The sequence below is a fragment of the Roseateles sp. genome (assembly GCF_052436255.1).
In the GTDB taxonomy this organism is placed as follows: domain Bacteria; phylum Pseudomonadota; class Gammaproteobacteria; order Burkholderiales; family Burkholderiaceae_C; genus Pelomonas.
This window is the reverse complement of record NZ_JBQVNP010000074.1, coordinates 1-25,010: the sequence shown is the minus strand read 5'-3', so window position 1 is coordinate 25,010 and position 25,010 is coordinate 1. Positions and strand designations below refer to the sequence as shown.

Below are 25,010 nucleotides of genomic sequence, written 5' to 3'. Positions count from 1 at the left end.
TTCTCGATGAAGCCGGGCGGCTCGGCGGCCGGCGGCGGGGCGAGCGGCGCGCTGGCGCGAGCGGCAGGTCTGGTGGGCGCGGCGCTTGCGGCAGCCACGACAGGATCCGGGACGGAGGCAGCCGCCGATGCGGCGTCGACGGCTGCGACGACGGCAGGCAAGCTTGGCGCTGCGGTCGCAGGCGCTGCGGATGCCACGGTCGCTGCGGGCCGAGCCGCGCTGGACAGCTTCTTGAGCTCTTCAACATTGCGCGTCAGTTCGGCAACACGTGCAGCGGCGTCCTTCTTCTCTGCGTCCTTGGAGAGCCTGGCCTCCGCCACGCTCGCTGCGGGCGACCCGGCCTTGCTCAGCGTCAGCTTGTCGGGCGTCGGGGCGGCGGCGGGCTTGCGGTCTTCGACAGCGGCCTGCACCTGACCCTTGGACTGGCGCTCGCTCTCGTTGGTCTGCAGGGTCGGCGCCGCCGAAGCGAGGCGCTGGCGGTAGGCCGCGAAATCGGCGCTCTGCGCCAGGATGAGCTGACGCGCCTCGCTGTTCGAGACCGACGCCAACACGTCGCCGCCCGGCACCTGCAGCACCGAACCGGCCTTGAGCCGGTTCATGTTGCCGCCAATGAAGGCATCCGGGTTGTTGCGGAACAGTCCTACCAGCATCTGGTCCAGCGAGATGCCGCCGGCCTGGGTCCGCGCGGCGATCCTGGACAGAGAGTCGCCCGGGCGCACCGAATACTCGGAGGCCGCAGCAGCGGATTGACGCACCGCCGAGGGCACGGGTGCTGGTGTGCGCGCCGCTGCCACGGGCGGCGCTGCGGCGCCGTTGCGCGGCAGCGCCGCTGTCACGGCAGGCGCCGGCGCGGGTACGGCCTCACTGGATACTGGTGCAGCTGGCGCCGGCGCTGCAGCGATGGCCGGCGCTGCCGTGATGACGGGCGCGGGCTTGGGCAGGCTGGGCGGGTCGAACAGCAGGGTGTATTCGCGCACCAGGCGGCCACTGGCCCAAGTCACCTCAAGGATGACATCGACGAAGGGCTCCTGCACGGAACGGTCGCTGCTGACGCGCAGCACCGTACGGCCGTTGGCGCGCACGACCTGAACCTGGGCCGAGGTCAGCACCGGGTTGTACTCGACGCCGGACGAACGGTAGGACTCGGGCGGGGCGACACGCACCTTCAGCATGGCGGCTTCCTCCGGCGTCAGGCTGGTGACGTCGATCTCGGCGCGCATTGTCTCGCCGAGCGAGGATTGGACATTCAACCGCCCCAGCCCAAGTGCCTGGGCACTCCCGCTGATGACGAACAAGGCGGCGAGCGCGAGGTGGTGACGAGCAAAGCCCATGGGTCGAAGTCCCCCGAATGCGTCGCGGATGTGGTCTTTCAAGGCATTCCCCAAAGCAAAAAGGCGGGGCATAGCGCCCCGCCTGTCTCGATCTTCAGCACGCGCTGCATGAACCGGGTCTGCACGCTGGTTTGCACGTCATAGCCTGTGTCGAGTCTGGAATCAAAAACACAACGGTATCAAGCATATACGCTGAAATGCTCAAGGGGTACCTGATGTGTCGCTTCGTTCCAATATCGACGCCCGGGTGAACCCTAGGTCAAACCGTAAAAGACCGTAAGCGAAATTAACGCTCCAGCAGGATGCGCAGCATGCGGCGCAGCGGCTCGGCCGCGCCCCACAGCAATTGGTCGCCGATGGTGAAGGCGCCGAGGTACTCGGGGCCCATGGCCAGCTTGCGCAGGCGGCCGACGGGGATGGTCATCGTGCCGGTCACCGCCACCGGGGTCAGGTCGCGGATGGTGGCCTCACGCGTGTTCGGCACCACCTTCACCCAGGCGTTGTCGGCGGCGATCATGGCCTCGATGTCGGCCAGGGGCACGTCCTTCTTGAGCTTGAAGGTCAGGGCCTGGCTGTGGCAGCGCATGGCGCCCACACGCACGCAGAAGCCGTCGACGGGGATGGAGGCCGAACCGAGGATCTTGTTGGTCTCGGCCATGCCCTTCCACTCTTCCTTGGATTGGCCGTTGCCCAGGTCCTTGTCGATCCAGGGGATCAGCGAGCCGCCCAGGGGCACGCCGAAGTTGGCGGTCTCGTCGACGCTCAGCGAGCGCTGCCTGGCGATGACCTGGCGGTCGATCTCGAGGATGGCGCTCTTGGGATCGTCCAGCAGCGGCTTGACGGCTGCGTTCAGTGTGCCGTACTGCGTCAGCAGTTCGCGCATGTGCTGGGCGCCGCCACCGGATGCAGCCTGGTAGGTCTGGGTGGACATCCACTCGACGAGGCCGGCCTTGTACAGCGCACCCACACCCATCAGCATGCAGCTGACGGTGCAGTTACCGCCGATCCAGTTCTTGCCGCCGTTGCTGAGCGCCTGGTCGATGACGGGGCGGTTGACGGGGTCCAGGATGATGACGGCGTCGTCTGCCATCCGCAGCGTGGACGCGGCGTCGATCCAATGGCCCGTCCAGCCCGCAGCGCGCAGCTTGGGGTACACCTCGGAGGTGTAGTCGCCGCCCTGGGCGGTGATGACGATGTCGCAGCGCTTGAGCTGCTCGATGTCGAATGCGTTCTGCAGCGACTTCTCGTTCCTGGCCTGGGCCGGGGCGGCACCGCCGGCGTTGGAGGTCGAGAAGAACAGCGGCTCGATCAGGTCGAAATCGCGCTCGGCGGTCATGCGCTCCATCAGCACGGAGCCGACCATTCCACGCCAGCCGACAAGGCCTACCAAAGTCGTCATCATCATTCCTTTGTCGTTCCCCAAACCCCATCCACTTCGGGCCCCGGCTCGTTCGCCGGGTTTGGAGGGGCGAGACGAGACGGAGCTTTAGCTCTTGATGGTTTTCGTGGTCGTAATGGCCTTGACGACGGCGTCGCCCATCTCGACGGTGGAAACCTTCGAGGTGCCTTCGGACCAGATATCGGCGGTGCGCAAGCCCTGGGCCAGCACCGACTGCACGGCCTGCTCGATACGAGCGGCAGCGTCGGCTTGATTGAGGGAGAACTTGAGCATCATGGCAGCGGACAGGATTGTAGCCAGCGGGTTGGCGATGCCCGTGCCGGCGATGTCCGGGGCACTGCCATGAGACGGCTCGTAGAGGCCCTTGTTGTTGGCGTCCAACGAGGCGGACGGCAGCATGCCGATGGAGCCCGTCAGCATCGCGGCTTCGTCGGACAGGATGTCGCCGAACATATTGCCGGTCACGACGACGTCGAACTTCTTCGGCGCCTTGACCAGCTGCATGGCGGCGTTGTCCACGTACATGTGATCCAGCTCCACGTCGGGGTACTGGGCGTGGACTTCGATGACGATGTCCTTCCAGAACTGCGAGGTCTCCAACACGTTGGCCTTGTCGACGCTTGTGAGGCGCTTGGACCGTAAGCGGGCGGCCTGGAAGGCGACGTGGGCGATGCGCTCGATCTCGGGGCGCGCATAGCGCATCGTGTCGAAGGCTTCGTCAGCACCGGGGAAAGGGCCGTCCACGGCCGTGCGGCGGCCGCGCGGCTGGCCGAAATAGATGTCGCCGGTCAGCTCGCGGATGAGGAGGATGTCCAGGCCAGCCACTAGCTCTGGCTTCAGCGACGAGGCATGCGTGAGCTGCTCGTAGCAGATGGCCGGGCGGAAGTTGGCAAACAGGCCCAGGGCCTTGCGCAGGCCGAGGATGGCCTGCTCGGGGCGCAGCGAGCGCTCCAGCTTGTCGTACTTCCAGTCGCCCACGGCGCCGAAGAGCACGGCGTCGGCTTCCTGCGCCAGCTTCAGCGTGGCGGGGGGCAACGGGTGGCCGCTGGTCTCGTAGGCCTGGCCGCCGACGTCGGCCCAGTCGAGCTGCAGTGGCAGGTCAAGCACGTTCAAGACCTTGACGGCCTCGGCCATGATTTCCGGGCCGATGCCGTCGCCCGGCAGGACTGCAATCTTCTTCATCTCAAATCACTCGGTTGTTGAGCCAGGGCTTGGCCGCAATGCGTGCAGCCTCGTAGGCGCGGATCTTGTCGGTGTGCTGCAGCGTCAGGCCGATCTCGTCGAGGCCGCCGATCAGGCACTCCTTGCGGAAGGGCTCGATGTCGAAGGGCAGTTCCGCACCGTCGGGCTTGACGACGACCTGGCGCGGCAAGTCGACGACCAACAGGTAGCCCGGAAAGGCTTTGACCTCGTCGAACAGCTGGTTCATGGCCGATGCCGGCATGACGATGGGCAGCAAGCCGTTCTTGAAGCAGTTGTTGAAGAAGATGTCGGCGAAGCTGGGCGCCAGAATGGCGCGGAAGCCGTACTGCTGCAGCGCCCAGGGCGCGTGCTCGCGGCTGGAGCCGCAGCCGAAGTTGCTGCGCGCGATCAGCACGCTGGCACCCTGATAGCGCGGCTGGTTCAGCACGAAGTCGGGATTGGGTTTGCGGCTGGCCGGGTCCTGGCCGGGCTCGCCATGGTCCAGGTAGCGCCACTCATCAAAGAGGTTTGGGCCGAAGCCGCTGCGCTTGATCGACTTCAGGAACTGCTTGGGAATGATCGCGTCGGTGTCGACGTTGTCGCGGTCCATCGGCGCGACCAGCCCTTTGTGGATGGTGAACTTGTCCATCAGGAAAGCGTCCTCACGTCGACAAAATGACCCGCCATCGCGGCAGCGGCGGCCATCGCGGGGCTGACGAGGTGGGTGCGCCCACCCGCGCCCTGGCGGCCTTCGAAGTTGCGGTTGCTCGTCGACGCGCAACGCTCGCCCGGCTCCAGCCGGTCGGCATTCATCGCCAGGCACATGGAACAGCCCGGCTCGCGCCACTCGAAGCCGGCGGCCTTGAAGACCTGGTCCAGCCCTTCGGCTTCGGCCTGCGCCTTGACGAGGCCCGAGCCCGGCACCACCAGCGCCAGCTTGATGTTCTTGGCGAGGCGACCACCGACACGGCGCACGACCGCCGCGGCCTCGCGCATGTCCTCGATGCGGCTGTTGGTGCAGGAGCCGATGAAGACCTTGTCGACATGGATGTCGCTGATGGCCTTGTTGGGCTCCAGCGCCATATAGGTCAGCGCGCGCTCGATGGCGCCGCGCTTGACAGCGTCCTTCTCCTTGTCCGGGTCGGGCACGCGGTCGTCAATGGACAGCACCATCTCGGGCGAGGTGCCCCAGCTGACTTGCGGGCGGATAAATGCGGCGTCCAGCTCGACGACCTTGTCGAAATGCGCGCCGGGATCGGAATGCAGCGTGCGCCAGTAGGCGACGGCCTGGTCCCACTCCACGCCGTTCGGCGAGAACGGACGGCCCCTGACGTAGTTGATCGTCGTGTCGTCCACGGCAATGAGGCCGGCGCGCGCACCAGCTTCGATGGCCATGTTGCAGACGGTCATGCGACCTTCCATGCTCAGCGCGCGGATGGCAGAGCCGGCGAACTCGATGGTGTAGCCATTGCCGCCCGCGGTGCCGATCTTGCCGATGATGGCCAGCACGATGTCCTTGGCGCCGACGCCCTTGGCGCATTGGCCTTCGACCTTGACGAGCAGGTTCTTGGCCTTCTTGGCCGACAACGTCTGCGTGGCCAGCACATGCTCGACCTCGCTGGTACCGATGCCATGCGCCAGTGCGCCGAAGGCGCCGTGTGTGGACGTGTGGCTGTCGCCGCAGACGACCGTCATGCCGGGCAGCGTGGCGCCCTGCTCCGGGCCGATGACGTGCACGATGCCCTGGCGCTTGTCGTTCATCTTGAACTGCGTAAGCCCCAAGCGGTCGCAGTTGGCGTCCAGCGTGTCGACCTGCAGTTTGGAGATGGGGTCGGCGATGCCTTGCGAGCGGTCGGTCGTCGGCACGTTGTGGTCACTGACGGCCAGGTTCGCGCTGAGGCGCCAGATCTTGCGGCCCGCCAGGTCCAGGCCTTCGAAGGCCTGCGGGCTGGTCACCTCATGGACGAGGTGGCGGTCGATGTAGAGCAGGGCCGTGCCGTCGGGCTCGGAGTGCACGACATGCTCGTCCCAGAGCTTGTCGTAGAGGGTTCTTGAAGTCATTGCTTCTCTCGAGGAATCAAAGTGTCCACGAAGCGTTGCACCACGGTGGGCAAGCGCTGTTGACGCAGCACACCCAGGTAATAGTCGCGCTCGGCCCACGGCTCTTCAAGTCGCAGACAGCGCACGCCGAAGACGCGAGTGAAGCGCTCGGCCGGTTGCTCAGGCAGCACCGCCACGCCCAGGCCGGACTCGACCAGTTGGGCGATGCCGTCGAAGCCGCGCACCTGCCAGCGCGCGTTCAGGGTCTTGCCCAATACGGCGGCCTGCTCGCGCATCAACTCCTGGGCGCTGGCACCGGCATGCAGGCCGATGAGGTCGTAGGCCATCAGGTCCTCGAACGCGACAGCCTCCTTGTTGGCCAGCGGGTGCTTCAACGGCACCAGGGCCGCCAGGCGCCCGGTCGCGAAAGTCCAGGTCTGCACGCGGTTGTCCAGCACGGGGCCGGCGAAGACGCCGACGTCTGCACGCCCTTCGGCCACTGCCGCCTGGACTTCGGCACTGGTCAGGTCTTCAAGGCTGATGCGAATCTGCGCATGCGCTTGCGAGAACTCCACCAGATAGGGTGGCAGGCATTCGGCGATCGCGCTGGTGTTGGACGCAATCCGCAGATGGCCCTTGATGCCGCGCGAGAACTCCATGACCTCGGTTTCGAGGGCGTAGAGGGAGGCGTGCAGCGAACGGATGTGGCGCACCAGCGCCCGCCCGGCCTCGGTCGGCTCGACACCGCGGGCGCGTCGCTCGAAGAGCTGCACGCCCACCCGGCTTTCCAGGTCCGAAAGGCGCGTGCTGGCGGCCGCCAGCGCCAGGTGTTCCTGAGCGGCACCGCGCGTGATCGAGCGCGTTTGCTCGATCGCCAGCACGAGGTTGAGGGTGGTGAGGTCGTGGCGCATGATCGTTTGACTCCAGCATAGCCTTCGCGAGGAAGGCGATTCTGCGCCAAAAAGCGACGCCGACTTCGCAAACGACGAATTTCAACGACGGGGCTGAGACGCGTCTTTCAACATGCCGCGCAGTGCATTGCGGCTGTGCGCGCCGAAGCGGCCCAGTAGCTCGGCGATGGCGCGTTGCAGGGCTTCGCGCTGATCCTGCATGCCGCGCGCAAGTTCGGGACCGAACCGGGCCTCGTTGGCGGCGAAATCCAGGTTGGGGTCGGTGACAAATTTCGCAGGCGCGCCGACGACGACGGCCGCATCCGTCGCCGGCCCCGCCTTGAAGGCCTCGGCCGCGACGACCTCGCGCACGTAGTTGAAGCCCCAGGCCGGGTAGCCCGCGTCGCGAGTCGTGTCGCGCAAGGCCAGTTCCAGCGGGCCATCGCGGCGCTGCTGGGCGTTCTCGATGATCCAGCGCGTCTGGAACTGCTCCAGCACGAAATGGCGGTTGCTCTGCAGCACAACCAGGCCTTGCCGGTCGGCTGGCGCGCCGAGCTGGGCCTTCAGGTTGACCCACATCATGTGGCCCAGCGTCGCGCCCGGCGCCGCGCTGGCGTGGTAGGGCTGGGTCAGGTCTTCGATATGGTGCAGCGCCATGCCCGCAAAGCGCCAGCCCCAGTAGCCGTGGCCCGTCTGCCAGGCCAACGCGGCAAGGGCGCTGTACTGCTGCACGCGCAGCTCGGTGAAGGTGCGTGCAAAGCTCGGCGCCAGCGTGTTGAAGATGGCGCCCTGATGGAAGAAGCCCATGTGGAAAGGCGCCTGCGAGCCGATCGCGACGGCCGCGTTGCCGAAGGGCTGCTTGCCGAAACCGTAGGCGGGGTCGGCAGGGCTGCCTGGGTTGTCGTCAAACAGATTGAGGTCGTGGCCGTAGTCGGGCTCGTCGCAGGCGGACGCCAGCACGGCCAGTGGCGCGACCGTCTCGCCGGGCTGCAGCGCCACGAAGCGCTGGGTCGCGCCCTTGCCCGGGGTGGCTGCACTGACCACGCCGACATCCAGTGCGGGTCGGCTGGTGTCGGGGTTGCGCGGGTCGATCTGCAGATAGAGCGCCAGCCGGGCCTGGGGCGACAGGCGCAGTGCGCGCAGGAAGGCTGCGCGCCGTTCGTCATCGCTGCGCTTGGCATCGGCCACAAAGCGCAACGCCTCGGGCCGTGGCGCATGCCCCTTCAGGCGCTCGCGCAGCAGGGCTTCCTGGCCATCCAGCCGGGCAGCAATGGCCGCTTCCTGCGCGCGCAGGAAATCGACGAGGGGCTCGGCCTTCACAGGCGCCGCGTTGGCGACCTCAGGCATGCGCTCGAAGGCGCGGTAGCACATCGGCGTGTGGTTGCCCCAGGCCTGCGCGAGCGTGGGCAGCAGCAGGGCGATCAGGGCGGGTAGGAAGCGCATCGGCGGCAGCGGCAGCGAGAAGCCGCGCATTCTGGCCCGTGCTGAGCAAAGCCTTGCGACCGAACTCGCGAAATGGCTTGTGGCCCCCTCGCCTCCCGGTGTGCCACGGGCCGGTCAGCCCAGCGCGGCACGCGCAAGTTTTGCTGCAGGCAGGTTACGGGCCGGTACGGCTTTGCAGAAGCAGCGATTCGGGAAGCCGCGCTTCGCCGCAGATCAAGCCGCTGGTTGACCGCCCAAGAACTGGCCTGGCCGAAGCTGCGCTACAAGCCGCCGGGCCAGGCGGACAGCAAGCTGGTCGAGGTGCCGATCTCCAAGACAAGCGCCTGGCCGGACCTGGACAAGGCCGACGCCGACCTGCGCTTTGCCATCGCCGTGGCGGCCTGGGGCCAGTGGCTGCGCGGCGGCACGCAGATCGGCGACTACGGGCCCGCGCAGATCGCCGCCCTGGCCCGCGACGCGCGCGGCGCGGACCGCTATGGCCACCGCGCCGAGCTCGAGCGGCTCATCGAGCTGTCAGCTGGACTGAAGCGCTAGCGCCTTGACCACGTCCGGCGGCGCCTGCACCAACTCGATCAGCACGCCCTCGCCGCCGAACGGGAACTGCTCGTTGCCCTTGGGATGCACGAAGCAGATGTCATGGCCAGCCGCGCCTGCGCGGATGCCGCCCGGCGCAAAGCGCAGGCCTTGCGCCTCCAGCCACTGCACGGCCACGGGCAGGTTGTCCACCCACAGGCCGATATGGTTGAGCGGCGTGGCATGCACGGCCGGCTTCTTGTCTGGGTCCAGCGGCTGCATCAGGTCCACCTCCACCGCGTGCGCGCCCTGCCCCAGCGTGCAGATGTCCTCGTCGACGTTCTCGCGCTCGCTCTTGAAGCTGCCGGTCACCGGCACGCCGAGCAGGTCGACCCACAGGTGGCGCAGCTTGCCCTTGTCCAGGCCGCCGATGGCGATCTGCTGCAGGCCGAGGATCTTGAAAGGGCGAGTCGATGTGGTCATGGCATTCAGAGTTTGAGCCGCCCCCAGAGCCAGCCGGTCTTGACGCCGGCCAGCGTGGCGATGGATTGTTGATGGATATAGGGCAGGCGCCCACCCCAGCCGAAGAAGCGGTCGCGCAGCCAGGGCGCGACGACGGCGTGGGACTGGAACATCGGCGTCAGCCCCTTGCTGGCCTGGCCGTAGAAGCGCAAATGCGCGCGGCGGCGCCGGCTGTAGCGCTCGAAGACGCGCGGCCAGTCGCCGCCCACCTCAGCCGCAAGTTCATGCGCGTCGATCAACGCCATGTTGGCACCCTGCCCGAGCTGCGGGCTCATGCCGTGGGCGCAGTCGCCGATGGCGAGCACGCGGCCGTCATGCCAGCGCGACATCCAGACATCGGCATAGCGGGCCTCGCGCAACTGGGCCGCCTCGTGCAGGCCGGCGAGCAGCGGCGCGACGTCGGGGAAGAGATCGGCCATCTGCTGCTTGAGGCGGCTCAGGCCGATGCGCTCATGCCAGCCGTCGAGATCGGCCACGGGCAGGCTCCAGAACAGGTTGATGCCGTGTTCAGCGTCGTCATGGCGGACCTTGCCGACAGGCATCAAGCCGATCATCTTGGCAGCTGACTGAAAGCGCTGGCGCAACTCGATTTGCGGAAAGCCCGGTGGAGCCGGCAGCACCGTCCAGACGGCGCCCCAGGGGAAGGCCTGCGCGCGCTGGCGAACCTTCATGCCTTCGCGCAACCTGGAGAAGCTGCCGTTGGCCAGGATCAGTGCGGCATGCCGGGCAGCGCCGCCGCCGGGCAGGCGCAGCGTCACGCCCGCCTCGTCAGGCTCGAAACCCTCGACCGCGACGCCGCAGTGCCAGCGGACGCCGAGTTCGCGCAGGCGCTTCCACAGCAGACCCATCAGCGCGCCGCGCTGGATGCCCAGGCCGTAAGCCTCCGGGTGAAAACGCCGGTAGCTCATGTCCAGCACCGCGCGCCCGGAAGGCGTGTCGCCGAACAGGCGATCAACGCGCGTGCCCAACGCCAGCGCTTCGTCCAGCAAGCCCATGGCCGCCAGCACACGCTGGCCTGTCGGTTGCAGCAGCAGGCCGGCGCCGATAGGGCGCGGCTCGGGCACGGCCTCGTACAAGTCGACCTGAACGCCGCGCTCGGCCAGCCGGATGGCCGCCGCAGCGCCAGCGACGCCGGCGCCGACGATGGCAACCGTCGCTTCAGGCAAAGCGCAGGATGGGCTGGTCCACCGACAGGCTTTCGCCGGGCTTGGCCAATACCTCGGCGACCGTGACGTCCTGCGAGGCGGTGAGGATGTTCTCCATCTTCATCGCCTCGATGACCGCCAGACGCTCACCGGCCTGCGCGGCCTGCCCGACCTCGGCGCCGAGATGCACAAGCAACCCGGGCATGGGCGACAGCAGCAGCTTGGACGTGTCGGGCGGCGCCTTGTAGGGCATCAGCGCCTGCAGCTCGGCCGCACGGGGGCTGAGCACGGTCAGCTCGATGGAGCGGCCGCCGTGATGGATGCGATAGGCCAGCGGGTTCTTGACAGTGCCGCGCTCGGCCTGGGCCGTGAAGGCCAGGCCGTTGACGGTGCCGGCGATGCGAACATCGTTCAGGCGCGAGTTCGACACGATCCGGTAGTCTTTGTCGCCCACCTGCACGCGCGCCTCGCCCAGGGCGCCGGCGAACTCGCTGATGTGCAGCGGGTGGCGCTCGCTGCGGCCACCGCCCTGGTTGACCACCGCGACGTAGTCATGCTCGATCTGCACCTCATGGCCGCGCAGCTGGCCGCTGATGCCGGCCTCGCGCTCGCGCGCCTTGCGGCGGATGAAGCCGGCCAGTGCGACGAGAAAGAGCGGATCGTCATGCGGCACGTCCTCGGCCCTGAAGCCGCTGGCGTAGTGCTGGGCGATGAAGCCGGTGTTGAAGTTGCCGCTGGCGAAGTCGGCATGGCCGAGCAGCGCCGCCTGGAAAGGGATGTTGCTGGATACACCGCGGATGACGAAGCCGTTCAGCGCCTCGCGCATCTTGGCGATGGCGTCGGCGCGATCCCTTCCATGCACGATGAGCTTGGCGATCATCGAGTCGTAGAACATCGGGATCTCGCCGCCCTCGTAGACGCCGGTGTCCACGCGCACGCCGAAGCGGGCCGGCTCGGCCTGCACCATGCTGACTTCAGGCGGCTGGTAGCGCACCAGTCGGCCGGTGGACGGGAGGAAGTTGCGGAAGGGGTCCTCCGCGTTGATGCGGCATTCAATCGCCCAGCCGTCACGCTGGATGTCGGCCTGACCGAAGGACAGCGCCTCGCCGGCCGCGACGCGGATCATCTGCTCGACGAGGTCCAGCCCCGTGATGCACTCGGTGACCGGGTGCTCCACCTGCAGCCGCGTGTTCATCTCCAGGAAGTAGAAGCCCTGGTCCTTGCCGACGACGAACTCGACCGTGCCGGCGCTCTGGTAGTTGACGGCCTTGGCCAGCGCCACGGCCTGCTCGCCCATCGCGCGGCGCGTGGCCTCGCTGATGAAGGGCGACGGCGCCTCCTCGATGACCTTCTGGTGGCGGCGCTGGATGGAGCACTCGCGCTCCCAGAGGTAGACGACGCTGCCCTGCGCGTCGCCCAGCACCTGGATCTCGATATGGCGCGGCTCCTCGACGAACTTCTCGATGAAGACGCGGTCGTCGCCAAAGCTGTTGCGCGCCTCGTTGCGGCAGGACGTGAAGCCCTCGAACGCCTCCTTGTCGTTGAAGGCCACGCGCAAGCCCTTGCCGCCGCCACCTGCGCTGGCCTTGATCATGACCGGGTAGCCGATGCGCGCGGCGATGCCCACGGCCTCTTCGGCCGACAGGATGGGCTCGTTGTGGCCTGGGATGGTGTTGACGCCGGCCGCCGTTGCCAGCTTCTTGGACGCGATCTTGTCGCCCATCGCAGCGATGCTGGCGTGCTTGGGGCCGATGAAGACCAGGCCCTCCTCTTCCACACGACGGGCGAACCCTTCGTTCTCGCTGAGGAAGCCATAGCCGGGGTGGATGGCCTGGGCGCCGGTGCTCTTGGCAGCGGCAATGATCTTGTCGGCGACGAGATAGCTCTCGCGCGACGGCGCGGGGCCGAGCAGCACGGCCTCGTCGGCCAGCTCGACATGGCGAGCATCCTTGTCGGCCTCGGAGTGGACGGCAACGGTGGCGATGCCCATCTTCTTGGCCGTCGCAATCACCCGGCATGCGATCTCGCCACGGTTGGCAATCAGGATCTTCTTGAACATGAGTTGTCTCACTCAGCAGCAATTCGTGGAAGTTTGTCGAGCAGCTCGCGCCGCGTGGCAGAACGAACGGGCGCATCGGCCAGCAGGGCCGGCAACGCCTGGAACTGCTCGCGCCAGTGGTCGATCAGGCGGCGCGCATCGACCGGCTTGACGCCGCCCTGCGCCGCTGCGCGGAGCAAGTCGGCCCGAGAAGGCGCTCGGCCCTCTCCCGCAACAGAGGTCGTGTGTTCGCCGCCCGGGCCGAACGAGAAGGTCAGGTCGAACGCCGGGGACAAGCGCCACTGCCCGGCCGCGTCGCGCGTGAAAGCGAAGTTCTTTGCATGGTCGTCACGGTTGTGCGACAGCACATTGAAGACGCAGCGCTCGAAGGCCTTCAGCACCTCGCGGTAGTCGCCGGTCAGGCGCTGCGTGGCCAGCAGCAAGGTCGCGTAGTCCAGCGACGGCAGGCGGAAGTCGGCATCGAGCAGGCCGGCCAGGCTCAGCAAGGGCACGCGCTGCTCGCCGGCCGGCGTGGCCACGCGGTCGAAGCGGCGCGCACCGAACGCGGCATGCGGCTTGGGCAGCGCAAGGCGGGCGGTGTCGGGCATGGTGATGCCGCCACGGCGCGCGAGGTCGGCATAGCACTGCTCGATGGCGCAAACCTCGGCATGCTCGCCCTGCGCCGGAAACTTGACGAGGATGGGTTCACCGTCGGCGCCGGGGCCGTCGGCCCACCATTGCCGGTTGCGCCAGCGCAGCAGGGCCTTGGGCCGAGCACCTTGCGCCGAGCCACCGAGGCGGAACAGGCGCTGCAATTGCTGCTCAGGGCTGCTCAGGCCTTCGTCGGCCAGCACGGCGGCCGTGTCGAGCGCGAGTTGCTCCAGCGTCAGCGCGGGCCAGTTGTCGGTGCCGGCGTCGTCAGCCGGCTCGAAGGCCAGTGCGCCCGGCGCGCGGTCGCCCACCATCGCCAGCCGGTCCAGCACGGAGACGGTGCGCGGGTCCTGCCCACGGCGGCGCAACGCGCGGTCCATCAGCAGCAAGCCCCAGCCGTCGGGCAGCGCATCGGCGATGAAGCCGGGCAGGCCGTGGCTGTGCGCAGGGCCGGTCACGGCCACGGGTCGAGCGCCGGCGCGTGGCAGCATTGCGCGCAGGGGTGAGGCCTCGACACCACGCGAGATGGCCTCGGGAGAGAACTCGAACAGCAGCCGCCCGCCGGCATCGGCCAAGGTGCCGAGCGGCAGACGCTCGCCCCAGCCGAGATCGACGACGCGCAGCTTGGCGAGCGTCACCGGACCGCTCCTGCTGGGCGACGGCTGGCGCGGCGGCGCGAGGGGCCGCTGGCCAGCGCTTCGGCCTGCGCAATGCTGGTCAACGCCGGGAGGTCGAACAGAGCGTCCAGCCCTTGCGAAGCTTGCAGGGCCTGGGCCACACGCACCACCAGCTCCAGGCTGCCCTGCCCGTGCGCCTCCAGCCGCCGCACGGCAGACAGCGAGCAACCCGCACGCGCCGCCAACTCGGCCTGGCCGAAGTTGCGCAGCAGGCGCAGCGCACGCAGGCGGCGGCCCAGTTGGGCACAGACAGCGGAAGCGGGCAGCAGATCGATCACAAAATGTTCTTCAGTGAGCTTTTATAGGAAATTTTCGCACTCAATCGCTCAAAATAGAGCTGTTGACGAACAAGTCAGAGCGGAATGTTTCCGTGCTTGCGCCACGGGTTCTCGAGCTTCTTGTCCTTGAGCATGGAGAGCGAGCGGCAGATGCGCTTGCGCGTCTCGTGCGGCTGGATCACGTCGTCGATAAAGCCACGCGCGCCGGCGACAAACGGGTTGGCGAACCGGGCCTTGTATTCCGCCTCGCGCTCGGCCAGCTTGGCCGGGTCCTTCTTGTCCTCGCGAAAGATGATCTCCACCGCGCCCTTGGCGCCCATCACGGCGATCTCGGCATTGGGCCAGGCGAAGTTGACGTCGCCGCGCAGGTGTTTGGAGGCCATCACGTCATAGGCGCCGCCGTAGGCCTTGCGCGTGATGACGGTGATCTTGGGCACCGTGCATTCGGCGTAGGCGTAGAGCAGCTTGGCGCCGTGCTTGATGATGCCGCCGTACTCCTGCGAGGTGCCGGGCATGAAGCCGGGTACGTCGACGAAGGTGACCACGGGGATGTTGAAGGCGTCGCAGAAGCGCACGAAGCGCGCGGCCTTGATGCTGCTCTTGATGTCCAGGCAGCCGGCCAGCACCAGCGGCTGGTTGGCGACGATGCCCACGGTCTGGCCTTCCATGCGCGCAAAGCCGGTGACGATGTTCCTGGCGTAGTCGGGCTGCAGCTCGAAGAAGTCGCCGTCGTCGACGACCTTGAGGATCAGCTCCTTGATGTCATAGGGCTTGTTCGGGTTCTCGGGCACCAGCGTGTCCAGCGAATAGTCCAGGCGCGTGGCCGGATCGCCGCTGGGGCGGCAAGGCGCCTTCTCGCGGTTGGACAGCGGCAGGTAGTTGAAGAAGCGGCGCAGCATCAGCAGCGCCTCGACGTCGTTCTCGAACGACAGGTCCGCCACGCCGCTGCGGCTGTTGTGCGTCGTCGCGCCGCCCAGTTCCTCGGCCGTCACTTCCTCGTGCGTCACCGTCTTCACCACCTCGGGGCCGGTGACGAACATGTATGAGCTGTCCTTCACCATGAAGATGAAGTCCGTCATCGCCGGCGAATACACCGCGCCACCGGCGCAGGGGCCCATGATCATGCTGATCTGCGGCACGACGCCGGAGGCCAGCACATTGCGCTGGAAGACGTCGGCATAACCGCCCAGCGAGGCGACGCCTTCCTGGATGCGCGCGCCGCCCGAATCGTTCAGGCCGATGACCGGTGCGCCCACCTTCATGGCCTGGTCCATCACCTTGCAGATCTTCTCGGCATGCGCTTCGCTGAGCGCGCCGCCGAAGACGGTGAAGTCCTGGCTGAAGGCGAAGGCCAGGCGGCCGTTGATCATGCCGTAGCCGGTGACGACGCCGTCGCCGGGAATCTTGTTGTCCTGCATGCCGAAATCCACGCAGCGGTGCTCGACGAACATGTCCCATTCCTCGAAGCTGCCTTCGTCGAACAGCAGCTCCAGCCGTTCGCGCGCGGTCAGCTTGCCCTTGGCGTGCTGGGCCGCGATGCGCTTGTCGCCACCGCCGAGCCGCGCGCGGGCGCGCTTGGCTTCGAGTGCTTGCAGGATGTCTTGCATGTCGGTTCAACCCTCGAACGGGAAATTGATCTCCACGCCGTTGCCGGCGGGGTCTTGGAAGAAGAACTGGTGCTGGCCGGTGACGGCGGAGCGTGACTCGTGGAAAGCCACACCCAATGCGCGCAGGTGCGCCGCGGTGGCCACCGGGTCGGTGCCGAAGAACGCGGTGTGGTCGTAGGTCGTTGGCGCCGCGGGGTTGACCGGTCCGCGCACCGCTTCGCTGGGTCGCTGCGTGGACAGGTGGACCACCGGGTGGCCCCCGGCGTAGAGCCAGTAGCCGGCGCTATCGAAGTCCGGCCGCGGCCCTTGCTCCAGGCCGAGCACGTCGCGGTAGAAGTCGCGCAGCGCAGCGAGCAGCTCAGCCGGTGCGCGCAGGTTGATGTGGTGCAGGCCGGTGATCATGTTGGACTCCGAAAAAAAGCGAGTAGCTGGCGCGCGGCGGTGGATGCCGGCGTATGCCCATCGCGAACTGATGCGGTTGCCGCATCGAGATGGCTCTTCAACCCCGGGTGCGCCAGAAAAGCCTGCTTCAAACCCGACTGGATGCGCTCCCACATCCACGCCAGCGACTGCTCGCGGCGCTTGGCCGTCCAGGCGCCACTGGCCTCGCGCTCGCTGCGCAATGCCGTCAGCGCGTTCCACACCGGCGCGATGCCGTCGGACTTCAGGGCGCTGACCTTCATCACGCGCTGCGTCGCATGGGCATGCGTAGGCAGCAGCCGCAGCGCCGACGTGATCTGGGCCTGGGCGCGCGTGGCGGCCACATCGTCCAGGTCGGCCTTGTTGATGACGACGAGGTCGGCCAGCTCCATGACGCCCTTCTTGATCGCCTGCAGGTCGTCGCCCGCATTGGGCAACTGCAGCAGCAAGTAAAGGTCGGTCATGCCGGCCACAGCCGTCTCGCTCTGGCCCACGCCGACGGTCTCGACGATGACGACGTCATAGCCCGCCGCCTCGCACAGCAGCATGGCCTCGCGCGTCTTCTCGGCCACGCCGCCCAGCGTGCCGCTGCTGGGGCTGGGGCGGACGAAGGCGCGCTGGTCCATGGAGAGCTTCTCCATGCGCGTCTTGTCGCCGAGGATGGCGCCGCCGGACACGCTGCTGGACGGGTCCACCGTCAGCACCGCGACGCGGTGGCCGCGCTCCAGCAGGAAGAGGCCAAACGCCTCGATGAAGGTGCTCTTGCCGACGCCCGGCACGCCGGAAATGCCCAGGCGTAAGGCGCCGCCCGTGGCCGGCATCAGCTCGGTCAGCAGTGAGTCGGCCTGCTCGCGGTGGTCGGCCCGGGTGGACTCGATCAGCGTGATGGCCTTGGCGAGCGCGCGGCGGTCGCCGGCCTGCAACGGGCCTGCGAGGCTCAAGCGGCCTCCCAGCGGTATTCGATGTCGAAGTCCTGCGCCGCGACGACCTTGAAGCCATGGCGAAGGTAGAAGTCGTTGGCGCGGCTTTCGCGCAGCGCGGCCAGCGTGATCGGCAGGCCTTGCGATTTGATCTGACTGAGCACCCAGGCGCCGATGCCCCGTCCTTGCGCCTGGGGGCGCAGGTAAAGGTGATGCAGGCGCAATTCGCCCTCGCGCGGCTCGACGGTGAAGTAGCCGATGCGTTCGCCGTCAACCACGAGGTGCTGCATCCACTCGGGCTGAAACTGGCTCTTCAGCCGCGCCCGTGCCACTTCCGGATTGAAGCGCCCAAGCCTTGCCAGGCTCTCGCGCAACGCCTCGGTGCGCAGCGCCAGCATGGCCTCGAAATCGTCGGTTTGGACGGGCTCCAGTGAGATCTTCATTGCCCCGCTCACAGGATCTCGAACGCCCGGCCGTCGGCCAGGCGGTAGCGGGAGAAGTCGCGCACGTCCATCGTCATCACCTGCGTCATGCCGGCCTCAGATGCCAGCCACACCAGCGTGGCGTCGGCGAAGTCCATCTCGGTGCGCGGCCATTCGGTGTACTTGGCCATCAGTTCGGCGATGTCGGGCAGTTGGGATTGGTCGAACGGGAACACGGCAACGGCGCCCGCGGCAACCCAGCTCAGCAAGCGCTGCGTGGCCGGCGGCTTCAGGAAGTGGCTGGCTTCGACGATGCAGGGCCAGGTCGTCGTCAGCATCCAGCCACGCGGCAGCAGTTGCGCGTAGTGCTGGTGCGCCACGCTGGCCGGGTCGAACAGGGCGATCAGCGGGCCGGCGTCGATGAGGGCGGCATTCACGCGGCCGGTTCCTCGGTGGTGGGCGGCCAAGGTTCGCCACGCTGCTTGGCTTGCTGGTAGGCCAGCCAGTCCGCGCTTGCAGCGGCCTGCTTGGCTTGCAGCTTGGCGCGCAGCGGCCGTTCAAGCTCGGGTGATGCATTGCAGGCGGCGGCGTAAGGCGCAGCGTTCTCCATCACCTGCTGATAGAGCGCGGCGGGATCCTTGCGCCCAAGCGCGCGCTCCACCGCCTCGATGATGAACTGCGACTTGGTCACGCCCTTGCGCTTGGCGGCGAGTTCGAGTTCCTTCTCCATCAACGGGTCCATGCGGACAGATACGGCCATGTCGGGCTCCTGAAATACCGTATTACCGTATCACAAAGCGCGCTTGATTTGTTCGAGCACGTCCTTGGCGCTGGCCGGGATGGGCGTGCCCGGGCCATAGATGCCCTTGACGCCGGACGCGTACAGCATCTCGTAGTCCTGCGCCGGAATCACGCCGCCGACGAAGACGATGACGTCGTCGGCACCCTGGCGCTGCAGCTCGGCAATGATGGCCGGCACCAGGATCTTGTGTCCTGCGGCCAGCGTCGAGATGCCCACCGCATGCACGTCGTTCTCGATGGCCTGGCGGGCGCATTCCTCGGGGGTCTGGAACAGCGGGCCGATGTCGACGTCGAAGCCGAGGTCGGCAAACGCGGTCGCGACGACCTTGGCGCCGCGGTCGTGGCCGTCCTGGCCGAGCTTGGCGATCATCACGCGCGGGCGGCGGCCTTGTTCGTCCCCGAAGGCGGCGATCTCCGCTTGTAGCTTGGCCCAACCCTCGGCTGAGTCGTAGGCCGCCGCATAGACGCCGCTGACCTTGTGGGTGTCGGCGCGGTGGCGGCCGAAGACGGCTTCGAGCGCGTCGGACACCTCGCCCACCGTCGCGCGCAGCCGGACCGCCTTGATGGCGAGATCCAGCAGGTTGCCTTCACCGGTCTCGGCCGCCTGCGTGAGCGAGGCCAGCGCGGCCTGCACGGCGGCGGCATCACGCGCGGCCTTGATCTTCTTCAGCCGCTCGATCTGACCGTCGCGCACCTTGACGTTGTCGACGTCGAGGATGTCGATGGGGTCTTCCTTGGCCAGCTTGTACTTGTTGACGCCGACGATGACGTCCTGGCCGGAGTCGATGCGCGCCTGCTTCTCGGCAGCACTCGCCTCGATCTTCAGCTTGGCCCAGCCCGAATCCACCGCCTTGATCATGCCGCCCTGGGCGTTGACCTCCTCGATGATGGCCCAGGCCTTGTCGGCCATGTCCTGGGTGAGCTTTTCCATCATGTAGCTGCCGGCCCAGGGGTCGACGACGCTGGTGATGTGGGTCTCTTCCTGGATGATGAGCTGGGTGTTGCGCGCGATGCGGGCGCTGAACTCGGTGGGCAGCGCGATGGCTTCGTCCAGCGAGTTGGTGTGCAGGCTCTGCGTGCCGCCGAAGACGGCGGCCATGGCCTCGATGGTGGTGCGCACGACATTGTTGTACGGGTCCTGCGCTGTCAGGCTCCAGCCCGAGGTCTGGCAGTGGGTGCGCAGCATCAGGCTCTTGGGCGACGTGGCGCCGAAGCCCTTCATGATCCGGCACCACAGCAGCCGGGCGGCACGCATCTTGGCGATCTCGAGATAGAAGTTCATCCCGATGGCCCAGAAGAACGACAGCCGCGGCGCGAAGTCATCCACGCTCAAACCTTTGGCCAGTGCCGTCTTCACGTATTCCTGGCCATCGGCCAGCGTGAAGGCCAGTTCCAGCGCCTGCGTCGCGCCGGCCTCCTGCATGTGATAGCCGGAGATGCTGATGGAATTGAACTTGGGGCAAGCCCGCGCCGTGTATTCGATGATGTCGCCGACGATGCGCATCGACGGCTCGGGCGGGTAGATATAGGTGTTGCGGACCATGAACTCCTTGAGGATGTCGTTCTGGATGGTCCCGGCCAGCTTGTCCTGCGACACGCCTTGCTCTTCCGCCGCCACGATGTAGCCCGCCAGCACCGGCAGCACGGCGCCGTTCATCGTCATGGACACGCTCACCTTGTCCAGCGGGATGCCGTCGAACAGGATCTTCATGTCCTCGACCGAGTCGATGGCCACGCCGGCCTTGCCGACGTCGCCGGTCACGCGCGGATGGTCGCTGTCGTAGCCCCGATGGGTAGCCAGGTCGAAGGCGACCGACACGCCCTGGCCGCCAGCGGCGAGCGCCTTTTTATAGAAGGCGTTGCTCTCCTCGGCGGTCGAGAAGCCGGCGTACTGGCGGATGGTCCAAGGCCGGGCGGCGTACATGGTCGCCTGTGGGCCGCGCAGAAAGGGCTCGAAGCCGGGCAACGTGTCGGCATGTGGCAGATCTACGGTATCGGCCGCGGTGTAGAGCGGCTTGACCGTCAGGCCCTCGGGCGTGACCCAGTTCAGCGCGCTCAAGTCGCCCCCAGGGGCAGACTTGGCGGCGGCCTGGGTCCAATGCTCCAGCGTGGCAGTCTTGAACTCCGGGGCGCTCCCCCTGCTGCTGGCGTCCTGGCTGGCATCCGACATCGAACTCTCCTGTAACTGGGGCGACATCTTAGCTGACGCGTTATTCATAATTATGAATTCAGATTCCAATACACTCGGCCGCCATGTCCCCAGCCGGTTCGCTCGATCACGCCCCGCTTGTCTCCTGCGCTTTGTACGAGCAGGTGGCCGACCGGTTGCGCCAGCAGATTCTGGCGCGCGAGCTGGAGCCGGGGGCGTGGATCGACGAACTGAGGCTCTGCGCGGAGCTGGGCATCAGCCGCACGCCGATGCGCGAGGCCCTCAAGGTACTGGCCGCCGAAGGCCTGGTGACGATGAAGCTGCGCCGGGGCGCCTACGTGACCGAGATGAGCGAGCGGGATGTGCGGGAGGCCTATCAACTGCTGTCGCTGCTGGAAAGTGACGCCGCTGCCGAGGTTGCGGACCGGGCGTCAGACAAGGAGTTGCAGGAACTCGGCCAACTGCACCGAGCTCTTGAAGACGCTTTGCCTGATCGAGACGCCTTCTTCGCTGCCAATGAGCGCTTTCACATGCGGGTGCTGGAGATTGACGGCAACCGCTGGCGGCAGCAAATCGTGGGCGACCTGCGCCGGCTGATGAAGCTCAACCGCCACCATTCGCTGTTCCGGGAGGGACGACTGGCGGAGTCGCTGGACGAACACCGCGCCATCGTCAAGGCGCTGCTTTCGCGGGATGCGCAGGCCTGCCGGCAACTTGTCACAGCCCATTTTTGTAACGGCTTGAGCGCCACTCAGACGGCTTCCTGAAAGCAATTCAGTCGGCCGTGAACTGCCACCGAAAGCGCGCCCTTATCGCGGCGTGAAACGGTGCGAGCCTCACTAGCATGCTCATCAGTGGGTAAACCAGCCCCCGTCTAGGTGTCCTGGACCCGGCCGGAATGCCCAATTTCGCACCAATCGAGCCCGACAAGAGCTTTTTGCCCTTAAGTCAGGCGCGACTGTCCCGATAACCGACTGAAGCTCAAAAAACTTCGAGTTACATGTCTGCCTGCCGGCAAGGCTGTGGTTTGGAGTCAGCCCCCGCATGACCGCGCTACGCGTGGTTCTGCCGGACAACAAGAAAAAGCGCCGCGTCGGGCGCAGGTTTGATTCGACGCGCGGCTGCTGACTGATCCGAGTCAGCAGCCAATCAGCACAACAGCAGGTGAAAAGCCATGGCGACCATCGTCCCCTATATCTCCGTCGCAAACATTCCTGGGCTCACGACCCAGAACATCAGGAATTTCACGACGGAGGATTGGGCGGCGTTCAGCACGGATCAGCTCATTGCGCTGACCACAGCGCAGATGGCGGCCATTTCATCCACCGGCCTGTCAGTGCTGACCAGCGATCAGATTCGCGCCTTCCAAACGGAAGACTTCCGCGCGATAACGACAACCTCCCTGCGCGGCTTCGATTCGGACCAGATCGGCGCCATCACGTCCGACCAGTTGCAGGCGATGACGACCGGCCAGATCGCCGCGCTGACGACCGGCCAGATCACGGGCTTCGAGGCGGACGACATCGCCGCGCTGACGACCGGCCAGGTCGCCGCCCTGACGACGGCCCAGGCCTTCAGTCTGTCGACCGACCAGTTGGCCGCCATTGAAACCGGCGACCTGCGCTTCCTGAGTACCGGCGCCCTGCGCGCGCTGACCAGCACCCAGCTTGACGGCCTGACCAGTGATCAGCTGCGCGCGCTGACGACCGCGCAGGTCAATTCGCTGACGACCGCCCAGGTTCGCAGCCTGAATACCGACGACCTGAACAGCTTCACGAGCGACCAGTTCAACCGACTGTCCACCGGCCAGGTCGCTGCGCTGACGAGCGAGCAGCTCGCCAACCTGGCCACCGACAACCTGAATTCCCTGGGCACGGCGCAGTTCAGCGTGCTGAACTCCGGCCAGCTCGGCGCATTGACGACCGACCAGCTGTCCAGACTGGAGACGGCCGACCTGCGCGCGGTCTCGACCGCCGCGCTGCGCGGCCTGTCCAGCGACCAGGTGCAAGGCCTGACCAGCGACGCCGTCAGCAGCCTGACCACGGGCCAGATCGCCGCGCTTTCGACGGTCCAGGTCCAAGGCCTGGAAGCCGACGACATGGCCGCCCTGGGCACCGCGCAGGTCGCCGTGCTGTCGTCCGCCCAGGCCCAGGCCCTCAGCACCGACCAGCTTGCCGCCATCGACGCGGCCGACATGCGGGCGCTGTCGACACTGGCGCTACGCGCCCTGTCCAATGCCCAGCTCGACGGTTTGACGTCCGATCAACTGCGCGCACTGACCAGCGGCCAGATCACGGCGCTGACGACGGGCCAGATCAGCAACCTGAACACCGACGACCTGGGCAGCCTGACGAGCGACCAGCTCAACAAGCTGACCACCGTTCAGGTCGCCGCGTTGACCGCCAACCAGCTCGGCAACCTGGCGACTGACACCCTCAACGCGCTGGGCACGCAGCAATTCGCTGCGCTGAGCTCGGCCCAGCTTGCCGCGCTGACGACGGACCAGCTGTCCAAGCTGGAGACGGCCGACCTGCGCGCCGTCACGACCACCGCCTTGCGCGGCCTCAGCTCCGACCAGATCAACAGCCTGACCAGCGATGAAGTCGCCGCCCTGAGCACCGGCCAGATCGCGTCGCTGACCAGCGTGCAGGTGCAAGGCCTGGAAGCCGCTGACATGGCGGCACTGAGCACCGCCCAGGTCGCCGTGCTGTCCTCCGTCCAGATGCAAGGCTTGTCGACCGACCAGCTCTCCGCCATCGAGACGGGAGACATGCGGTCGCTGTCGACGATCGCGCTGCGTTCCCTGTCCAATGCCCAGCTCGACGGCCTCACGTCCGACCAGCTACGCGCCCTGACGACGGCCCAGGTCAATTCGCTGACGACGGCCCAGCTGCAAAACCTGAACACCGACGATCTGAACAGCCTGACGAGCGAGCAGTTCGCCCGCCTGGCCACCGCCCAGGTTCAGGCGCTGAGCGCCAGCCAGCTTGGCAACCTCGCCAGCGACAACCTCAACGCGATGGGCTCGGCCCAGTTCGCAGTGCTGACGTCGGCCCAGTTCGGCGCGCTGACCACCGACCAGCTGTCCACGCTGGAGACGGCCGACCTGCGCGCAGTGACGACGACCGCCCTGCGCGGCCTGTCCAGCGACCAGGTGCAGAGCCTGGGCAGCGACCAGGTCGCCAGCATGAGCACCGCTCAGATCGCCGGCCTGACCAGCGTCCAGATCGGGGGCATGGACGCCGTCGACATGACGGCCATGACTTCGGGACAGGTGGCCGTGCTGACGTCCGCCCAGATGCAAGGCCTGTCGACCGATCAACTCAGCGCTATCGATGCGGCCGACATGCGCTCGCTGTCGACGCTTGCCCTGCGTTCCCTGTCCAACGCTCAGCTCGACGGGCTCACCAGCGACCAGTTGCGTGCGCTCAGCACCGCCCAGGTCAACTCGCTGACGACGGCACAGATCACCAATCTCAACACTGACGACCTGAACGTGCTGACGAGCGACCAGTTCGCCCGCCTGGCCACGGCCCAGGTCCAGGCGCTGACCGCCAACCAGCTCGGCAACCTCGCGACCGACAACCTCAACGCGATGGGCTCGGCCCAGTTCGCGGTGATGACGTCCACCCAGCTCGGCGCATTGACGACCGACCAGCTCTCCAAACTGGAGACGGCCGACCTGCGCGCGGTCACGACGACCGCACTGCGCGGTCTGTCCAGCGACCAGGTCAACAGCTTGACGAGCGATGAGGTTGGCAGCCTGACGACGGCACAGATTGCCTCGCTGACCACCGTGCAGATCCAGGGCCTGGAGGCTGCCGACATGGCCGCCCTCGGCACCGCCCAGGTCGCCGTGCTCTCCTCCGCCCAAGTCCAGGGCCTGAGCACCGACCAGCTCTCCGCCATCGACGCCGCCGACATGCGGGCGCTGTCCACGCTCGCCCTGCGCGCCCTGTCCAACGCCCAGCTCGACGGGCTGACCAGCGACCAGCTGCGCGCCTTGACCAGCAGCCAAATGAACTCGTTGACCACGGCTCAGGTGCAAAACCTGAACACGGACGACCTGAACAGCTTCACCAGCGACCAGTTCAACAAGCTGTCTACCGGCCAGATCGCCGCGCTGACGGCCAGCCAGGTCGGCAACCTGGCAACCGACAACCTCAACGCCATGGGCACGCAGCAGTTCGCTGCGCTGAACTCGACGCAAGTCGGCGCGCTGACGACCGACCAGCTCTCCAGGCTCGAAACGGCCGACCTGCGCGCGGTCACGACCAATGCGCTGCGCGGCCTGAGCTCCGACCAGATCGGCAGCTTGACGAGCGACGCGGTGGCCAGCATGGGCACCAACCAGATCGCCACGCTGAGCACCAGCCAGATCCAGGGTCTGGAGGCCGCCGACATGGTGGCCCTGACCACGGCCCAAGTCGCCGTGCTGACTTCGGCCCAGGTCGGGTCGCTGTCCACCGACCAGCTCGCCGCCATCGAAGCCGGCGACATCCGCGCCCTGTCGACCGCCGCCATCCGTGCCCTGTCCGTGGCCCAGCTCGACGCCTTGACCAGCGACCAGCTGCGCGCGCTG

The 25,010-nt window shown here is 67.1% G+C and carries 22 protein-coding genes; 3 read left to right on the top strand and 19 right to left on the bottom strand.

The window, feature by feature from the left end:
* From ACT6S0_RS16685 to ACT6S0_RS16655, 7 genes are all read right to left on the bottom strand, one after another.
* The coding region (locus tag ACT6S0_RS16685) for a type IV pilus assembly protein FimV (protein ID WP_444764912.1) at positions 1–1,331 on the bottom strand (1,331 nt) is incomplete at its 3' end.
* Between the two features lie 286 nt (positions 1,332–1,617).
* The gene (gene asd / locus ACT6S0_RS16680) at positions 1,618–2,730 is read right to left on the bottom strand and encodes an aspartate-semialdehyde dehydrogenase (protein WP_444764911.1); all 1,113 of its coding nucleotides are present in this window, start codon (positions 2,728–2,730) and stop codon (positions 1,618–1,620) included.
* Positions 2,731–2,817: 87 nt separating this feature from the next.
* Positions 2,818–3,912 carry a 3-isopropylmalate dehydrogenase gene (leuB, locus tag ACT6S0_RS16675; protein ID WP_444764910.1) on the bottom strand — a complete coding sequence of 365 codons (1,095 nt, stop codon included), beginning with the start codon at positions 3,910–3,912 and terminating at the stop codon, positions 2,818–2,820.
* 1 nt (position 3,913) lies between these two features.
* A complete protein-coding gene (gene leuD, locus ACT6S0_RS16670; protein ID WP_444764909.1) occupies positions 3,914–4,561 on the bottom strand; it encodes a 3-isopropylmalate dehydratase small subunit in 648 nt (215 codons plus the stop codon).
* Entirely contained in the window at positions 4,561–5,973 is a 1,413-nt protein-coding gene (gene leuC, locus ACT6S0_RS16665; RefSeq protein ID WP_444764908.1) for a 3-isopropylmalate dehydratase large subunit, read from the bottom strand. The genes leuD and leuC overlap by 1 nt, the downstream gene beginning before the upstream one ends.
* Positions 5,970–6,863 carry a LysR family transcriptional regulator gene (locus tag ACT6S0_RS16660; protein WP_444764907.1) on the bottom strand — a complete coding sequence of 298 codons (894 nt, stop codon included), beginning with the start codon at positions 6,861–6,863 and terminating at the stop codon, positions 5,970–5,972. Before ACT6S0_RS16660 ends, leuC begins: the two co-directional genes overlap by 4 nt.
* 81 nt (positions 6,864–6,944) lie before the next feature.
* Positions 6,945–8,285, bottom strand: coding sequence for a hypothetical protein (locus tag ACT6S0_RS16655; protein ID WP_444764906.1), 1,341 nt, complete (start codon positions 8,283–8,285; stop codon positions 6,945–6,947).
* A gap of 225 nt (positions 8,286–8,510) precedes the next feature.
* On the opposite strand from ACT6S0_RS16655, the gene ACT6S0_RS16650 reads away from it, so the two are divergent.
* Complete coding sequence (locus ACT6S0_RS16650) at positions 8,511–8,819, top strand: YfbK domain-containing protein (RefSeq protein ID WP_444764905.1); 309 nt, start codon at positions 8,511–8,513, stop codon at positions 8,817–8,819.
* Here the strand turns inward: ACT6S0_RS16650 and ACT6S0_RS16645 are convergent.
* The 12 genes from ACT6S0_RS16645 to scpA form a co-directional block, all read right to left on the bottom strand.
* Complete coding sequence (locus tag ACT6S0_RS16645) at positions 8,799–9,281, bottom strand: VOC family protein (RefSeq protein ID WP_444764904.1); 483 nt, start codon at positions 9,279–9,281, stop codon at positions 8,799–8,801. The two genes, ACT6S0_RS16650 and ACT6S0_RS16645, sit on opposite strands and share 21 nt — an antisense overlap.
* A 5-nt stretch (positions 9,282–9,286) precedes the next feature.
* Positions 9,287–10,486 (bottom strand): FAD-dependent oxidoreductase, encoded by a 1,200-nt coding sequence (locus ACT6S0_RS16640; RefSeq protein WP_444764903.1) that lies wholly within the window; start codon positions 10,484–10,486, stop codon positions 9,287–9,289.
* Positions 10,479–12,524, bottom strand: a complete 2,046-nt coding sequence (locus tag ACT6S0_RS16635) for an acetyl-CoA carboxylase biotin carboxylase subunit (protein ID WP_444764902.1) — start codon at positions 12,522–12,524, stop codon at positions 10,479–10,481. The genes ACT6S0_RS16640 and ACT6S0_RS16635 overlap by 8 nt, the downstream gene beginning before the upstream one ends.
* Before the next feature lie 8 nt (positions 12,525–12,532).
* On the bottom strand, positions 12,533–13,792 hold the full coding sequence (locus ACT6S0_RS16630; RefSeq protein WP_444764901.1) for a type II toxin-antitoxin system HipA family toxin: 1,260 nt from the start codon (positions 13,790–13,792) through the stop codon (positions 12,533–12,535).
* Complete coding sequence (locus ACT6S0_RS16625) at positions 13,789–14,109, bottom strand: helix-turn-helix domain-containing protein (protein ID WP_444764900.1); 321 nt, start codon at positions 14,107–14,109, stop codon at positions 13,789–13,791. The genes ACT6S0_RS16630 and ACT6S0_RS16625 overlap by 4 nt, the downstream gene beginning before the upstream one ends.
* Before the next feature lie 74 nt (positions 14,110–14,183).
* On the bottom strand, positions 14,184–15,716 hold the full coding sequence (locus ACT6S0_RS16620; RefSeq protein WP_444764899.1) for an acyl-CoA carboxylase subunit beta: 1,533 nt from the start codon (positions 15,714–15,716) through the stop codon (positions 14,184–14,186).
* A gap of 6 nt (positions 15,717–15,722) precedes the next feature.
* Positions 15,723–16,118, bottom strand: coding sequence for a VOC family protein (locus tag ACT6S0_RS16615; RefSeq protein WP_444764898.1), 396 nt, complete (start codon positions 16,116–16,118; stop codon positions 15,723–15,725).
* Entirely contained in the window at positions 16,115–17,077 is a 963-nt protein-coding gene (meaB, locus tag ACT6S0_RS16610) for a methylmalonyl Co-A mutase-associated GTPase MeaB (RefSeq protein WP_444764897.1), read from the bottom strand. The genes ACT6S0_RS16615 and meaB overlap by 4 nt, the downstream gene beginning before the upstream one ends.
* On the bottom strand, positions 17,074–17,499 hold the full coding sequence (locus ACT6S0_RS16605; RefSeq protein WP_444764896.1) for a GNAT family N-acetyltransferase: 426 nt from the start codon (positions 17,497–17,499) through the stop codon (positions 17,074–17,076). Before ACT6S0_RS16605 ends, meaB begins: the two co-directional genes overlap by 4 nt.
* 8 nt (positions 17,500–17,507) lie before the next feature.
* A complete protein-coding gene (locus tag ACT6S0_RS16600; protein WP_444764895.1) occupies positions 17,508–17,915 on the bottom strand; it encodes a type II toxin-antitoxin system VapC family toxin in 408 nt (135 codons plus the stop codon).
* Positions 17,912–18,238, bottom strand: coding sequence for a hypothetical protein (locus ACT6S0_RS16595; protein WP_444764894.1), 327 nt, complete (start codon positions 18,236–18,238; stop codon positions 17,912–17,914). Before ACT6S0_RS16595 ends, ACT6S0_RS16600 begins: the two co-directional genes overlap by 4 nt.
* Before the next feature lie 30 nt (positions 18,239–18,268).
* Positions 18,269–20,449 (bottom strand): methylmalonyl-CoA mutase, encoded by a 2,181-nt coding sequence (gene scpA / locus ACT6S0_RS16590; RefSeq protein ID WP_444764893.1) that lies wholly within the window; start codon positions 20,447–20,449, stop codon positions 18,269–18,271.
* 83 nt (positions 20,450–20,532) lie between these two features.
* Here scpA and ACT6S0_RS16585 point away from each other — a divergent pair, with 83 nt between their 5' ends.
* A complete protein-coding gene (locus ACT6S0_RS16585; RefSeq protein WP_444764892.1) occupies positions 20,533–21,195 on the top strand; it encodes a GntR family transcriptional regulator in 663 nt (220 codons plus the stop codon).
* Between the two features lie 407 nt (positions 21,196–21,602).
* On the top strand, positions 21,603–25,010 hold a 3,408-nt coding region (locus tag ACT6S0_RS16580; RefSeq protein WP_444764891.1), incomplete at its 3' end, for a beta strand repeat-containing protein.

Excerpts from the sequence above, each read along its gene's own strand:
- ACT6S0_RS16635 (WP_444764902.1), bottom strand. The coding sequence starts at position 12,524 with ATGTTCAAGAAGATCCTGATTGCCAACCGTGGCGAGATCGCATGCCGG.
- leuB (WP_444764910.1), bottom strand. The coding sequence starts at position 3,912 with ATGAAGAAGATTGCAGTCCTGCCGGGCGACGGCATCGGCCCGGAAATC.
- ACT6S0_RS16660 (WP_444764907.1), bottom strand. The coding sequence starts at position 6,863 with ATGCGCCACGACCTCACCACCCTCAACCTCGTGCTGGCGATCGAGCAA.
- asd (WP_444764911.1), bottom strand. The coding sequence starts at position 2,730 with ATGACGACTTTGGTAGGCCTTGTCGGCTGGCGTGGAATGGTCGGCTCC.
- ACT6S0_RS16645 (WP_444764904.1), bottom strand. The coding sequence starts at position 9,281 with ATGACCACATCGACTCGCCCTTTCAAGATCCTCGGCCTGCAGCAGATC.
- leuD (WP_444764909.1), bottom strand. The coding sequence starts at position 4,561 with ATGGACAAGTTCACCATCCACAAAGGGCTGGTCGCGCCGATGGACCGC.
- ACT6S0_RS16655 (WP_444764906.1), bottom strand. The coding sequence starts at position 8,285 with ATGCGCTTCCTACCCGCCCTGATCGCCCTGCTGCTGCCCACGCTCGCG.
- ACT6S0_RS16595 (WP_444764894.1), bottom strand. The coding sequence starts at position 18,238 with ATGGCCGTATCTGTCCGCATGGACCCGTTGATGGAGAAGGAACTCGAA.
- scpA (WP_444764893.1), bottom strand. The coding sequence starts at position 20,449 with ATGTCGGATGCCAGCCAGGACGCCAGCAGCAGGGGGAGCGCCCCGGAG.
- ACT6S0_RS16620 (WP_444764899.1), bottom strand. The coding sequence starts at position 15,716 with ATGCAAGACATCCTGCAAGCACTCGAAGCCAAGCGCGCCCGCGCGCGG.
- ACT6S0_RS16585 (WP_444764892.1), top strand. The coding sequence starts at position 20,533 with ATGTCCCCAGCCGGTTCGCTCGATCACGCCCCGCTTGTCTCCTGCGCT.
- leuC (WP_444764908.1), bottom strand. The coding sequence starts at position 5,973 with ATGACTTCAAGAACCCTCTACGACAAGCTCTGGGACGAGCATGTCGTG.
- ACT6S0_RS16605 (WP_444764896.1), bottom strand. The coding sequence starts at position 17,499 with ATGAAGATCTCACTGGAGCCCGTCCAAACCGACGATTTCGAGGCCATG.
- ACT6S0_RS16615 (WP_444764898.1), bottom strand. The coding sequence starts at position 16,118 with ATGATCACCGGCCTGCACCACATCAACCTGCGCGCACCGGCTGAGCTG.